The following is a 13,401-nucleotide window of genomic DNA, read 5'->3' on the forward strand; positions in this document are numbered from 1 at the left end:
TCCGCTGTCATGTGCATGGGGTTTGGATGCAATGCAGCAGGTATTATTGGCTGTAGAATCATCGATTCTCCAAGAGAGCGGCTGATTGCCATGATTACCAATAATTTTGTGCCATGTAACGGACGTTTTCCCACCATGATCGCCATTATTACCATGTTCTTCGTGGGAGGGGCCTCGGGCGCCTTTTCCTCCATATTGTCAGCAGCCATTTTATCAGGCGTGATCATCCTTGGGATTATTATGACGCTTGTCATATCGAAGCTACTATCAGCCACCATATTAAAGGGGGTCCCCTCATCCTTTACTTTGGAGCTGCCGCCATACCGGAGGCCACAGATCGGCAAAGTCATCGTGCGTTCTATATTTGACCGTACCCTGTTTGTATTAGGCCGTGCTATTTCCGTAGCGGCTCCGGCTGGGCTGGTCATCTGGCTTCTGGCCAATATATCGGTTGGAGATGCAACCCTGCTGGCTCACTGTTCCGGCTTTCTGGATCCTTTTGCCAGGCTCATGGGCTTAGACGGAGTTATTCTTCTGGCTTTTATCCTGGGTTTTCCGGCCAATGAAATCGTGGTTCCCATCATTATCATGTCCTATATGGCAGAGGGAAGCATTCGGGATATCAGCGATCTGTCCGTCTTAAAAGAGCTTCTTGTAGCCAATGGCTGGACCTGGATTACTGCGATCAGTACCATGCTGTTCTCCCTGATGCACTGGCCTTGTTCCACCACTTGCCTTACCATCCGGAAAGAGACACAGAGCATGAAATGGACGGCTATATCCTGGCTGGTACCCACGGTAACCGGATTTGTCATATGCTTTTTATTCACAACCATTGCAAGGGTTTTCCTCTGATGTTTAAATTTCCCTGTGATTGTCTACAATAGGAGTAGAATACCAAATGGGAAAGGAGGGTGAAGCGTGAGCAGGATCTACCACGTTTACGCCCTGTCAGACCGGTTGAAAGCCAGAAAAATCGAGGGCGAGATTGCCAAGGTTGACGGGGTGAAAGGTATTAGAATCTCGGAAGACTTAAAAGAAATGAATATTGAAATGGACACAGGAAAAATATCCGCTGTCATGGAGCGGGTGGTAAACATCTGCAGCCGGGTATCCTACGGATGTGAAGTGAAATATAAGTTTATTTAAACCGGACATTGAAAAAGGCGGCCAACGGGGCCGCCCTTTTTCATCTGAAATAATTAGTGAGCATTCTTTGCATAATCACCAATTTTTTTATCCATGTTGGAAATATGTTTTGTGAGCCAATCTACTACCATTTGATTTGCGTTTAAGATCACCAGAAGATTTCCTCCGGAAGATTTATAATCATTCCTTAATTTTTCCAGCTGTGCAATGAATGCAGTATGAGCCTGCTTTTGCTCCGCATAGCCGGGATAGTGGATGCTCATCATGTATTTTTCTTCGTCTGAAAAATGCTTTTTTGTGTAATCATCCAAAAAATCAAGAAGCTCTCCAACGTATTCCTTTGCGCGGTTATTTTTTCCTGCTTCAAACAGCGCTTCTGCTTTCTCAAACCACATTTTATGCTGATCGTCAATCATTGATATCCCTACGGATAAATTTTGTGTCCATGGCATAGCAATTCCTCCTAAAGTTTTAAAATTTATAATCTTCTTCCATTTTATAACAAATTTTTCAAAAGTTCAACCGTTGATATGAGTTAGATTCAAAGGACAGGAAAACCACGTTCAAAATATCCGGATGAATTGACGTACCTTCCTGGTAATGTTATAATTTTTATTTAGTATGAAGTAAGGTAGAAAGACCCCCCATGGGGATACCATTATGCCTAAACGTATAGGCAGGAAAGAGGAAACATGGAGACAGAAGGAATCCGTCTGAACAAATTTTTAAGTGAAGCAGGGGTATGTTCCCGAAGGGAGGCGGATCGCTTCATCGAGGCTGGTAAAGTCTGTATTAATGGACAAGCGGCTACGCCCGGCCAGAGAGTTATTCCAGGTCAGTCCGTTACAGTAAACGGACGCACCATTCAATCAGGAAACGGAGATAATAGCCATAAGGATAAACAGGTTCTTTTAGCTGTTCATAAACCCAAAGGCATTGTATGCACCACTTCGGATAAAGACCGCGCCCCAAATATTGTGGACATGGTGGATTATCCTGTAAGAATTTACCCCATCGGCCGTCTGGACAAGGATTCCGAGGGTCTGATTCTCATGACCAACCAGGGTTCTCTGGTAAATAAGATGATGCGCAGCGGAAATGCTCATGAAAAAGAATATCTGGTAAAGGTTAACCGCCCGATAACCGATGAATTTATCCGGAAGATGAAAAAGGGAGTATTCCTGCCGGAGTTAAATGTGACCACCAAGCCCTGCGTTGTAAAGAAAGCCGGTGAAAAAGCATTCCGGATCATCCTGACCCAGGGGCTAAACCGCCAGATCCGTCGAATGTGCGGACAGCTGGGCTTTGAAGTACGGATGTTAAAACGATTGCGAATCATGAATGTTGAACTTGGAGAGTTAAAGCCCGGAGCTTACCGGGAGCTTTCAAAAAAAGAGTACCACCAGATGAAAGAGGCCTTAAACGGCTCCACGAATCATTCCTATAAAGAACAGAAAAAGGAGATATCTGATGGACGTTAAAATAAGCAGAATGAAAGAATTGATTGCCGTTCTAACGGCAGCAGGAAAGGCTTATTATCAGGAAAGCCGGGAAATCATGAGCAATTTTGAATATGACAGGCTCTATGATGAGTTAAAGGAGCTGGAAGAGGAGACTGGAATCATACTTTCCCAAAGCCCCACGCAGTATGTAGGGTACCAGGCTTTAAGTGAGCTTCCCAAAGAGGCCCATGAGACCCCCATGCTTTCCCTGGATAAGACCAAAAGCACGGAAAGCCTGCAGGAGTGGCTGGGTAGCCAGACTGGAGTGCTGTCCTGGAAGCTTGACGGTTTGACCGTAGTTCTTTCCTATAACCACGGAACCCTTCAAAAGGCCGTGACCCGGGGAAACGGAGAGATCGGCGAGGTCATCACAAATAATGCAAGAGTATTTTCTAACATTCCTTTAAATATATCCCATCAGGGAGAGTTGGTTTTACGTGGAGAGGCAGTGATCAAGTATTCGGATTTTAACCGGATCAATGAGGAGATCGAAGACGTAGCTGCCAAATACAAAAATCCAAGGAATTTATGCAGCGGATCCGTAAGGCAGTTAAACAACCAGATCACGGCTAAGAGAAATGTGAACTTTAAAGCATTTGGCCTTGTGACGGCTGAGGGCGTTGACTTTAAAAACTCCAGAAAAGAGCAGTTTGAATGGTTAAAGAGGCAGGGCTTTGATGTAGTGGATTATAAAATGGTGTCCAGAGATTCCCTGCCTGAGGCAGTAGAGGAGTTTTCCAAAGCCATATCCAGCTATGATATTCCTTCAGACGGCCTGGTGCTTCTATTGGATAATATCGCTTATGGTGAATCCCTTGGCCGCACGTCTAAATTCCCCCGTAATGCCATTGCATTTAAATGGGCCGATGAAATCAAAGAAACAAAACTTGACCACATCGAATGGAGCCCGTCAAGAACCGGGCTCATCAACCCGGTAGCAATCTTTGACCCGGTGGAGTTAGAAGGAACCACGGTTAGCCGGGCCAGCGTCCATAATCTAAGTATTATGGAGGCATTGGAACTGGGAGAGGGAGATGAAATTACGGTTTATAAAGCTAACATGATCATTCCTCAGATTGCCGATAACCTGACAAGAAGCAAAAAGATACAGATTCCAGAGCAATGTCCTGTCTGCGGCGGAAAGACGGAGATCCGCAGGATGAATGATGTCAAGAGCTTATATTGCACCAACCCGGACTGCCAGGCCAAACGGCTGAAAGGCTTTACTCTTTTTACGAGCAGGGATGCATTAAATATTGACGGCCTATCAGAGGCAACCTTAGAAAAATTCATCGGAGCCGGGTTCATCCGGGAGTTTGCAGATATTTTCCATTTGGAGCAGCATGAGGAAGTCATCACCCAGATGGAAGGTTTTGGGAAAAAATCCTACGACAACCTGATAAAAGCGGTGAAAAAGGCTTCCCACACCACCCTTCCAAGGCTGATCTATGGCCTGGGGATCGCGGGAATCGGATTGGCAAATGCCAAGATGCTGTGCCAGGAATTTAAGTTTGATTTCGAGAAGATGCGCACCGCAGGAGAAGAGGAACTGACTGCAGTCCCGGGAATCGGAAAGGTGTTAGCAGATGCCTGGATCACTTATTTTAAGGAAGAGAAGAATAACGAAATGGTGGACCGCCTGATGTCTGAAGTAAGCATCGAGGGCGATACGGAGGCCAGTGGGGACGGAATCTTTGATGGTATGGTATTTGTCATAACCGGTTCCGTAAACCACTATGAGAACCGGAAAGCCCTTCAGGAGGCCATAGAAGCTCATGGAGGCAAGGCTACCGGTTCGGTAACCTCCAAGACAACCTATTTGATCAACAATGATACTACGTCCAATTCTTCCAAAAATAAAAAGGCAAAGGAACTTGGGGTGCCCATTATTTCAGAAGAGGATTTCATAAAAATGTTGGAGGAATAAATTATGCCGATTAAAGTACAAAAGGATTTACCTGCAAAAGTCATACTGGAAAAAGAGAACATTTTCATGATGGATGAGGACCGTGCTTTAAGCCAGGATATCCGTCCTCTTCAGATCTTGATCATTAATCTCATGCCTGTTAAGGAAGAGACAGAGACTCAGCTTCTCCGGGCCCTATCCAACACTCCGCTGCAGGTGGACTGTACCTTTTTGATGCTGGAGAGCCATACCTCCAAGAATACGTCAGCCAGCCATTTAAATAAATTTTATGTTTATTTTGATGAGGTAAAGAAAAAGAAATTCGATGGAATGATCATCACCGGAGCACCGGTGGAAAACATGGAATTCGAAGAGGTTAACTACTGGGAAGAGTTAAAAAAGATCATGGAATGGAGCAAAACCCATGTGACCAGTTCTCTCCACATTTGCTGGGGGGCCCAGGCAGGTCTTTATTACCATTATGGCATACAGAAATATAAAAGAGAGAGTAAGCTGTCAGGCATCTACCGGCACAAGGTTTTGGACCGGAAGGTCCCCCTTGTACGCAGTCTGGACGATTATGTGATGGCTCCTCATTCCCGTTATACGGAGGTAAGGAGAGAGGATATAGAAAAGCAGCCGGAACTTGTGATTCTTGCGGAATCAAAAGAGGCCGGGATTTTTCTGGTGATGAGCCGGGATGGAAAGCAGGTATTTGTCCAGGGCCATCCGGAATACGACCGTATGACTTTAGACGGGGAATATCATAGGGACTTGGGGAAGGGATTGGAGCCTGAAATACCTTGTAATTATTATGAAAATGATGACCCGGATACGGTGCCGATACTTAATTGGAGGAATGGGGCAAATACCCTGTATGGGAATTGGCTGAACTTCTATGTATATCAGATCACTCCTTATTTACTGGAGGCGGAGGAATAAAAATCCTTTATTTTACAAGGTTTTCCGCATTTTAAAATAATTTAAATGTAATTTATATAGTATCGTAAACTATCGTATTATAACAGGATCTATCATGGAAATGGAAGTAGAAATAGGGGTAGATTTACATGTAAAATGGGGGTAGATTTTCAAGACCAATCAATAATGTTTTTATCATATAAATAAGCTCTTTATTAATTGTAATAGCACAATTGATGGAGGGCTTATTTATATGATAAAACTGTAAAGCTATATTCCACATATAATAAACTCCAAGTATTTTCCATAATTATCCATTGTATATATTTGGCAATATGTAGTATAATTTACATATTAATATTTATAGAGGAGGAGATACTATGCCCCGTGGAGTTCGTAAATCACCTACTGAAAAATTACAAGAACAATTATTGAATACAAAAGAAGAAATAGCCACACATAAATCAGCAATAAAAATGCTGGAAGAGAAAGAAAAACAGTTAATTGACGAATTGAAAATGGAAGAACTCAAAGAGTTATCGGATGTTCTTAAGGAAAACAATATGTCTATAACAGATATAAAAGATATTATTGCTGAAAAAACTAAAACAGTATAACTTACGAATAAGTCGTTGCCGTATTTGGCTACGGCTTATTTTTTTTGAACAATAAGCAGAACATATGTTTTCATTTTAGAATTACATATGGTATAGTACCATATAGAAAGGTGGGCATACCTATGAGAAATGTAAGAATGAGTAAAATACAAACAGTTTCCAGAGCTTCAATTTTACTATTTGAGTCAATCTCTTTAGCATCAACTTTTAACTTTGCTATTGTAGCAATCGTACCCTTCATTCCATCAGATAACGTAGAAATAATTTTGATGATCTGTTTTGCCTCTTCATTAAAAATTGTATCAATGTTCTCTGGTGTAAATACATTGGCATAATATTTTGTAACCTTTAAGAAGCCATAAACCTGCTTAGCTTTATAATCTTCGGTATCTTCGCAAATGACCCAATTATCCTCAATTCATTGAGACTAATTCCGAAAATCCATATATTCAGTTGCACCATACTCATCCCATTCAACAACGGTACAAAATACTTTTCTTTTTTTAAAACCTTAAGAATTTATCGGTAAGGTCGATTATAAATATGTAGTTTATAAAAAAGAAAGAGGTAATAAAATGAATGAAGAAGCAATAGTATTTGGTAAAGGTATTAAAATCTGGAGTATCATTTGCATCGTTTTTAGCGCTCTTGCTATAATTGCCAATTGTACAATAGGATCTTTTGATTTGGCTGTTATAGGTGTCGCTGGCTGCGTAGCTTATATACTGTTATTAATTAAGAAAAGAAAGATTGCTTTTTATGCCATTATAGTTCTTACAATAATTACAATGGTACTAAATGTGGCAATACATGATATAGGTATTATAACCTCATTATCCGGATTAATAAATCCTATTATTACTTTTGCTTTTCTATCAAAATACTGGAAACAGATGAAATAGGTTGATTGAAGCGAAGAGTAATAAGGTGAATTTATTGAAGCAACTATCTAAATTGGTAGTTGCTTTTTTATTATATTCGAAAGAGATATTTTGTGGTGAAGAAAGCCAATGGTAAATATTAGCTATGTACATTGGAAATTCATTATTGATAGTTAGAAGGGGTTGTTGTATTATTAAACAAAGTATATTGGAATTTAGTCGGAGGGTTAACACAATGAAAGAGCATTTGGAGTTAGTTGCCAAATCGTATGATAAAGGAATTGATTTAGGACGAAAAGGGATTGATTCTTAAGAGAGCCTTCCACCACATATTACAAATAATCCTAATTATACTTTGTATCTGAAAATGCGGATGAATGAAACACTCTCAGACAGCGGTCAAAAAGAAATAGTGGAATATCTATCCCCCAAAAAAGGCATGAACTTTATTGACCTTGGGTGTTGTTTGAACTTAATGTTTCGAGGATATAATGAATGGCCATCAACATATTATGGAGTTGATATAAGTGAAAAGAGCATAGAGCTGCTGCAAGAATTTGTTCACAAGAATCACGTTACGATTGGCTCTTTATATTGCGGCAGTATGCATGTAACACCATATGCTGAAAGCTTTTTTGATATTGGTGCTTGTATTGGTTCGTTGGAATATTTTGAAAAGGACTTTGTAAAGCAGGCAATTGCAGAAGCTCATAGGATAATGAAACCGGAAGGTAAATATATACTTGATATCCCAGATATAGGAAGTCCTGAATTTCAAATTACAGCACTTATTGAAGATTATCTGGACCGAACTGATCGATATAATATATCGAATAATGAATTTGAGACAATATTGATGCCATATTTTAAAGTAGTAAAGAAAGAGAAGATGGGGCCGATGATTCAATATTTTCTCACTTGCACCAAATAAACAATAGAAAAAAATCCTTAATTCCAATTTAACATATATTAGCGAGAATTCCCCCACCTCTAAGGTGGTGGGATGAATCGCTATAATCTCTTAATACAAATCAATTTTTGCGATATAACATATTCAGTCGAATAGAATGAAAGGCTGGTGATACTATGGTTTTAGATAACCTTATATCGTCTCGTGCGAAGGAGATTTTTGAGTACATCGCACCGAACTACCATATAACACTTATGGAATGGAATCATGATGCAGACCATATCCATATTTTATTTCGTGCCCATCCCAAAACCGAAATCAGTAAGTTTATCAATGCTTATAAAAGTGCCAGCAGCCGACTGATTAAGAAAGAGTTTCCGGAAGTTCGTCAGAAACTGTGGAACGAATATTTCTGGAGTCAAAGCTTTTGTCTGATAACCGCTGGTGGAGCTCCCTTAACTGTCCTTAAGCAGTATATCGAAAGCCAGGGTGAGTAGAGTGAATAAAGCTTATAAATTCAGACTTTATCCTAATGCAGAACAAATGAATTTACTGACCAGGACCTTTGGATGTGTCAGATTTATCTATAATAAAATGCTTGGTGATAAAATTGACTATTATCATGAGACAGGGAAAACACTGAGTAATACGCCTGCACAGTATAAAGAAGAATTCCCATGGCTGAAAGAAGTAGACAGTCTGGCACTCGCCAATGCCCAGCTCCATCTACAAGCAGCGTATCGTAATTTCTTCCGTTCCCCCAAGTCAGGATTTCCTAAGTTCAAAAGCAAACATCGACATCAGGACAGTTATACGACCAATAATCAAAAAGGCAGTATTCGTATGGAGGAAGGGCGTATCAAACTTCCAAAAGTCGGATTTGTAAAGTTGAAACAGCATAGACCTGTACCAAATAACTATGCTATTAAATCTGCGACAGTATCAAAAACACCCACAGGAAAATATTTTATTTCTGTTCTTTTTGAATATGAGGAGGTAATCCAGCCAGTAAAGGCAGAAAATGTTGTAGGACTGGATTTTTCCATGAAAGAGCTATTTGTTTCTTCTGACGGAGTGACTGCAGCATATCCCCGCTACTATCGTCAAAGCATGGAGCAGTTACAAAAGGAACAGAGAAGGTTATCGAAATGCCGGATTGGAAGTAAAAACCGTAATAAACAGCGAATCAGGGTAGCCAGATTGCATGAAAAGGTATCACATCAACGAAAAGACTTTTTACATAAGCTGTCAAGACAGATAACCAATGTCTACGATGCGGTGTGTATTGAGGACCTAAATATGCAGGGAATGTCCCAGAGCTTGAATTTCGGAAAGAGCGTTCACGATAATGGCTGGGGAATATTCACTTCATTGCTAGACTACAAGCTGTCTGAACAGGGAAAGAAACTGATAAAAATTAGTAAATGGTATCCAAGCAGTAAAACCTGTTCTTGCTGTGGAAACGTAAAAGAAGAATTATCTCTGTCGGAACGCACTTATCGATGTGAATGCGGTTTCGTTTGTGACAGAGATGTAAATGCTGCACGCAATATCAAGAAACAAGGAATATTAGTATTGGCATAAACATCTAAGAGAAACCGTGGGGCACACGGGGATAGCTTGTTGATACTGTAACCGTTAGGTTACTTGAGCAAGAAGCCCTCACTTCTAGCATAAGCATTTGGTAGATCCCAAATGTGGTGCTAAGTGGTGGGAGTATGTCACTAGTGTTAATTACGAACTACTAACTATCAGTATTGAGCTGGTAGTTTTTTATTGCGGTATGAGATAATCTATAAGACATAAATTAAAATATCTAATAGGTTGCAAAATTAGTTGGTGCGGAGAAGAAGCCATTGTAATTAGTGGATAAAATAAGTGTTTGAAACTTAAATATTGATAGCCAGTAGGAAGTGCTGTATACTAGAGCAATACGCATGAGATCTAAGGCTTAAAAGGAGTAACAAATATGAATCAATTACCAGAAGGATATAATGAAATAAGAAAGGTAGATTTGACAGAAGATAAAAAAACATTTTTTGTTATAAATATCTTTTCATTTATAATTTTTATCTCTATGGCAGTTTTATGCGCCATTAATAAACCAATAAGCTTTACAGTTGATTCAGAATTTTTGTACCTATTAATTCTTGCTGTATTTTTGTATATAATCTATATTATTTTACATGAAGCGATACACAAATATTTTATGAATAAATTTAGTGGGTTAAAAGCATATTACGGCCATGCTCGGTTCTGTGCATATGCAGGTAGTGATGCTTATTTCAATAAAAAACATTACATCGTAATATTACTTGCTCCTGTTGTAATTCTCGGTACTGTTTTATTTATAATTAATGCTATGGTACAACAGAGTTATTTTTGGATAATATATTTTGTACAGATCGGAAACTTAACGGGTGCAGTCGGCGACTTATATGTAACTTTTTTAATTAGTAAGATGCCTGACGATACTTTAATACAGGACACAGGGGTGTCTATGACAATGCATTCAAAACAATTATAATCTAAATTATTTAAAACTATTAAAGTATTTTTGAAATTAGTTTAGCAATTGTAACTGTATATTATTTAAATTTGAGGAGGTAAATGAAATGGACAAAAATATTTATAGCGAAATCAGAACCGTTACACTTGAAAGATTTAAAGTAGCTAGATATGTTGTTATTAGCCCCGCTCCCGAAATGGATGTTATTGCCTATTTGGATAAGTGGGCAGAAAAAAGCGGCTTATCTGATATTGAAGGCTACAAAAGAAAACAGATTGGTTGGGATTTTCCTTTTGTTACAAAAGAACAGCAGGAAAAGTTCGGTCTAAGGGGCTATGTTGCTGCCTACGTCATACCAGAGAATTTTGTTCCAAAGTGTGAAGGGGCTGAAATCGCATACATAGAAAAGGATACTTATGCAACAATTACTATAACGAATCCGCATAGTAACTCTTTTGAGAACATAACAAATGCATACCATATGCTTTTAGAATTTGCTAAAACATCATCATGGGAAAATAGACTTGCATTCGAAGAAGAGTATGATATAGATGGAGTCCACTATATGGACGTATACGTTCCCATGAATTAGAACATTCACTAATAAGAATAATATGGGCAATAAAAATTAATTTTAAATATATATTACTAAACAGGAATTAATCAAAGGAGGGGTAAAAAATGAGTGTGTTTTTTTACGGCTGTATTACTATGGATGGCTATCTTGCTGACAAAAACCATAACCTGGATTGGCTTTATCAAACTGGTACAATAGAAGAAACTGGTTATGAAAGCTTCTATAAAAACATAGATATTACTATAATGGGTAAGAGAACATTTAATGAAATAGAAAAAATAGGAGATATCAGCGGTATTTATCCTACTACCAGAAATTATGTTTTTACACATGCTGAAAGCTTATCGGCCAAGGAATTTATTCCTATAAATTGTGATGTTGTTGAATTCGTGAAACAAATAGAGATGGATAAAAATATTTGGATTATCGGAGGAAATACAATATTAGCCCCTCTGCTAGATAGTCATTTGGTTGATAACCTGATAATTCAGATCGCCCCTGTATTATTAGGGACGGGGATACCACTATTTTCACAAAAAGAAGAGTTAAAGCGATTTTGCTTAAAAGAAGTAAAAAAATACGGACAATTTGCAGAATTAATTTATAGTAAAATATGATTCGTTGTAGCTTTTCAAAATCCCTACAATAATCTGGTCATATAAATTCCAATCTATAAATTACAAGACTACAAACTTTAATATTAGGTTAGTAGTCTTTTTTATATGTCTATGAGATTTGACGAAACATAGATTGAAAGTATCATTGCTTTTTACGTAAGATGCACTCCATAACTTTTGGAGTGCAAAATGAGATGAGTCAATGGGGTATAAATTAAACCCTACCAACATTAAAATACCAATTAGGTATAACATCTTTTTTAGCAGGAATCGCTTTGTAACCTGCTTCAACCATGGCTTCCATGAAGCACTGTGAAGTAATTTGGTGCCCAATATTAACCCCTGTAAAGCGGTTGAAGCGAGCCTTCAGACCATAAGCAGTCTGTTGATAGTTAATGCTTGGAATCATCTTATAGTTAAAAAAGATGTGATCGATCAGAATATACTGATCCTGAAGAGATAATTCAGAAAAATGATTAACCTTTATCATGGAACGTCTCCTTTCGATTCTCGTTTCTGGCGTGAGCCTACAAATAAATTATATGAGAAATGTAAAAATATATGTCAAATAATTAAAAAGCTGCAATTATAAGAGTAAGATGGAGGTATATCATGGGAGCTATTGCATTTTTGGGTTGCTTGTAGGGTTAATTTTATGGGCAAAAGAAAGCACGACACCAAACACACCGGCTGAGAACACAAGAGAATGAAGGGTTAGATGTAGAACCACTTGGCTTGTGTGTGGAGGTCTTGTAGAGAAGATATAGAATGAAATATACAATCAAATTAACCACATAAAAGGAGAATTAGGTTAACATGCAAAATTGGTCAAGAAATATAGATTGTTATGAACTATCAGATAAATATTCGATTATAAAAGCCAATCCAAAAGAATTCGCAATATATGAATCAGTTTACGGAGATAAAATTTATAATAGATTTGCCGTTAAGCATTGGGATTTACGATTATCAATAAGTCTCGATAATCCCTTTGCCAAAGATGAAAGCTTTTACTGGATAAAGGCTGGTGAACTAAGAATCGGTGGAGTTCTAATAGAGCCTAATGTAATATCACGTTTATTTATTATTCCTCCTTTTACAAACATATTTGAAATAATAAAATTATTAAAAAAGCTATTGCTTCAATGGTCAGATTCCAACAATAACATATATGCTTATCAAATTCCTCAGGAGCAATCTCACTACTTTGAAATGCTCGGTTTTTGGCCAGATAAAAATAGACGATGGATGATGAGACCTACGGAAGTTTTTGATTTTGTATGGGATAATGCTATAACAGTAAGAATTCCAAAGAAAAGTGATAACGAAGAAATTGCTAAACTATTTTATGAAAGTTTTAGTGGCGGTATAGATCGTGAATATTTTACTAAACAAAATGAGCAAGAATGTACATATGAATATTACTTAGGTGAAGTAAATGCTTACTTTAACGACTGTACTGAAAACATTTTACTTGACGCATCTACACTTGTATATGACAAAATAGAAAAAAAGTTAATTGGTGCTTGTCTTGTATCACTTTTTGAGGAGTGGCCTTTAATACATTCAATTGGGGTGGATTCTTCGCATAGAGGAAAGTATCTCGCAACAACAATGCTTAAAAATGCACTAACAATTTTGAATAAGGAATATCCTATATTACGATTGTTTGTAACAATAGGAAACGCTTCTGAATCAGTTTATTATGAACTTGGATTTATTCCAGGTGTTGAATTTAAAAGATTTTATATACCAGTATTGAATGGTGAACATGAAAATTGGATATAAGCCATAAAAATAGACATACTTATT

15 protein-coding genes and 2 pseudogenes are annotated in these 13,401 nt (G+C 38.1%); 15 read left to right on the forward strand and 2 right to left on the reverse strand.

Annotated elements, in window-relative coordinates:
* Nucleotides 1–9: 9 nt before the first annotated feature.
* A pseudogene (locus ACHZES_RS19500) lies at nt 10–855 on the forward strand (nucleoside recognition domain-containing protein); the annotation flags it as partial.
* 66 nt (nt 856–921) lie between these two features.
* The gene (locus tag ACHZES_RS19505) at nt 922–1,149 is read left to right on the forward strand and encodes a hypothetical protein (protein WP_038278404.1); all 228 of its coding nucleotides are present in this window, start codon (nt 922–924) and stop codon (nt 1,147–1,149) included.
* 53 nt (nt 1,150–1,202) lie between these two features.
* Here the strand turns inward: ACHZES_RS19505 and ACHZES_RS19510 are convergent, their stop codons facing one another.
* Entirely contained in the window at nt 1,203–1,601 is a 399-nt protein-coding gene (locus ACHZES_RS19510) for a bacteriohemerythrin (protein ID WP_038278402.1), read from the reverse strand.
* A 240-nt stretch (nt 1,602–1,841) separates the two neighbouring features.
* Between ACHZES_RS19510 and ACHZES_RS19515 the strand changes: the two genes are divergently transcribed.
* From ACHZES_RS19515 to ACHZES_RS19570, 12 genes and pseudogenes are all read left to right on the forward strand, one after another.
* The gene (locus ACHZES_RS19515; RefSeq protein WP_038278400.1) at nt 1,842–2,630 is read left to right on the forward strand and encodes a pseudouridine synthase; all 789 of its coding nucleotides are present in this window, start codon (nt 1,842–1,844) and stop codon (nt 2,628–2,630) included.
* A complete protein-coding gene (gene ligA / locus ACHZES_RS19520; RefSeq protein WP_395546308.1) occupies nt 2,620–4,578 on the forward strand; it encodes an NAD-dependent DNA ligase LigA in 1,959 nt (652 codons plus the stop codon). Before ACHZES_RS19515 ends, ligA begins: the two co-directional genes overlap by 11 nt.
* 3 nt (nt 4,579–4,581) lie before the next feature.
* A complete protein-coding gene (gene metA / locus ACHZES_RS19525; RefSeq protein ID WP_154522961.1) occupies nt 4,582–5,499 on the forward strand; it encodes a homoserine O-succinyltransferase in 918 nt (305 codons plus the stop codon).
* 359 nt (nt 5,500–5,858) lie between these two features.
* The gene (locus ACHZES_RS19530; RefSeq protein WP_154522964.1) at nt 5,859–6,095 is read left to right on the forward strand and encodes a hypothetical protein; all 237 of its coding nucleotides are present in this window, start codon (nt 5,859–5,861) and stop codon (nt 6,093–6,095) included.
* Nucleotides 6,096–6,217: 122 nt separating this feature from the next.
* The gene (locus ACHZES_RS19535; protein ID WP_395546309.1) at nt 6,218–6,430 is read left to right on the forward strand and encodes a hypothetical protein; all 213 of its coding nucleotides are present in this window, start codon (nt 6,218–6,220) and stop codon (nt 6,428–6,430) included.
* A gap of 240 nt (nt 6,431–6,670) precedes the next feature.
* On the forward strand, nt 6,671–6,997 hold the full coding sequence (locus tag ACHZES_RS19540; RefSeq protein ID WP_395546310.1) for a hypothetical protein: 327 nt from the start codon (nt 6,671–6,673) through the stop codon (nt 6,995–6,997).
* A gap of 352 nt (nt 6,998–7,349) precedes the next feature.
* Nucleotides 7,350–7,907, forward strand: a complete 558-nt coding sequence (locus tag ACHZES_RS19545; protein WP_395546311.1) for a class I SAM-dependent methyltransferase — start codon at nt 7,350–7,352, stop codon at nt 7,905–7,907.
* 158 nt (nt 7,908–8,065) lie between these two features.
* Nucleotides 8,066–8,383, forward strand: a pseudogene (tnpA, locus tag ACHZES_RS19550) (IS200/IS605 family transposase); the annotation flags it as partial.
* A 1-nt stretch (nt 8,384) separates the two neighbouring features.
* Nucleotides 8,385–9,470 carry an RNA-guided endonuclease TnpB family protein gene (locus ACHZES_RS19555; protein ID WP_404820260.1) on the forward strand — a complete coding sequence of 362 codons (1,086 nt, stop codon included), beginning with the start codon at nt 8,385–8,387 and terminating at the stop codon, nt 9,468–9,470.
* 385 nt (nt 9,471–9,855) lie between these two features.
* Entirely contained in the window at nt 9,856–10,413 is a 558-nt protein-coding gene (locus tag ACHZES_RS19560; protein ID WP_395546314.1) for a DUF3267 domain-containing protein, read from the forward strand.
* Nucleotides 10,414–10,501: 88 nt separating this feature from the next.
* Nucleotides 10,502–10,987 (forward strand): hypothetical protein, encoded by a 486-nt coding sequence (locus ACHZES_RS19565; protein WP_395546315.1) that lies wholly within the window; start codon nt 10,502–10,504, stop codon nt 10,985–10,987.
* 89 nt (nt 10,988–11,076) lie between these two features.
* Complete coding sequence (locus tag ACHZES_RS19570; RefSeq protein ID WP_038276898.1) at nt 11,077–11,589, forward strand: dihydrofolate reductase family protein; 513 nt, start codon at nt 11,077–11,079, stop codon at nt 11,587–11,589.
* A 214-nt stretch (nt 11,590–11,803) separates the two neighbouring features.
* Here ACHZES_RS19570 and ACHZES_RS19575 read toward each other — a convergent pair whose 3' ends face one another.
* Nucleotides 11,804–12,079 carry a hypothetical protein gene (locus ACHZES_RS19575; protein WP_395546316.1) on the reverse strand — a complete coding sequence of 92 codons (276 nt, stop codon included), beginning with the start codon at nt 12,077–12,079 and terminating at the stop codon, nt 11,804–11,806.
* A 326-nt stretch (nt 12,080–12,405) separates the two neighbouring features.
* On the opposite strand from ACHZES_RS19575, the gene ACHZES_RS19580 reads away from it, so the two are divergent.
* On the forward strand, nt 12,406–13,377 hold the full coding sequence (locus tag ACHZES_RS19580) for a GNAT family N-acetyltransferase (RefSeq protein ID WP_395546318.1): 972 nt from the start codon (nt 12,406–12,408) through the stop codon (nt 13,375–13,377).
* Nucleotides 13,378–13,401 lie beyond the last annotated feature (24 nt).

This window comes from Lacrimispora sanguinis, from assembly GCF_044987295.1.
GTDB lineage: Bacteria > Bacillota > Clostridia > Lachnospirales > Lachnospiraceae > Lacrimispora > Lacrimispora celerecrescens_B.

Excerpts from the sequence above, each read along its gene's own strand:
- ACHZES_RS19510 (WP_038278402.1), bottom strand. The coding sequence starts at position 1,601 with ATGCCATGGACACAAAATTTATCCGTAGGGATATCAATGATTGACGAT.
- ACHZES_RS19515 (WP_038278400.1), top strand. The coding sequence starts at position 1,842 with ATGGAGACAGAAGGAATCCGTCTGAACAAATTTTTAAGTGAAGCAGGG.
- ligA (WP_395546308.1), top strand. The coding sequence starts at position 2,620 with ATGGACGTTAAAATAAGCAGAATGAAAGAATTGATTGCCGTTCTAACG.
- metA (WP_154522961.1), top strand. The coding sequence starts at position 4,582 with ATGCCGATTAAAGTACAAAAGGATTTACCTGCAAAAGTCATACTGGAA.
- ACHZES_RS19530 (WP_154522964.1), top strand. The coding sequence starts at position 5,859 with ATGCCCCGTGGAGTTCGTAAATCACCTACTGAAAAATTACAAGAACAA.
- ACHZES_RS19535 (WP_395546309.1), top strand. The coding sequence starts at position 6,218 with ATGAGAAATGTAAGAATGAGTAAAATACAAACAGTTTCCAGAGCTTCA.
- ACHZES_RS19540 (WP_395546310.1), top strand. The coding sequence starts at position 6,671 with ATGAATGAAGAAGCAATAGTATTTGGTAAAGGTATTAAAATCTGGAGT.
- ACHZES_RS19545 (WP_395546311.1), top strand. The coding sequence starts at position 7,350 with ATGAATGAAACACTCTCAGACAGCGGTCAAAAAGAAATAGTGGAATAT.
- ACHZES_RS19560 (WP_395546314.1), top strand. The coding sequence starts at position 9,856 with ATGAATCAATTACCAGAAGGATATAATGAAATAAGAAAGGTAGATTTG.
- ACHZES_RS19565 (WP_395546315.1), top strand. The coding sequence starts at position 10,502 with ATGGACAAAAATATTTATAGCGAAATCAGAACCGTTACACTTGAAAGA.
- ACHZES_RS19570 (WP_038276898.1), top strand. The coding sequence starts at position 11,077 with ATGAGTGTGTTTTTTTACGGCTGTATTACTATGGATGGCTATCTTGCT.
- ACHZES_RS19575 (WP_395546316.1), bottom strand. The coding sequence starts at position 12,079 with ATGATAAAGGTTAATCATTTTTCTGAATTATCTCTTCAGGATCAGTAT.
- ACHZES_RS19580 (WP_395546318.1), top strand. The coding sequence starts at position 12,406 with ATGCAAAATTGGTCAAGAAATATAGATTGTTATGAACTATCAGATAAA.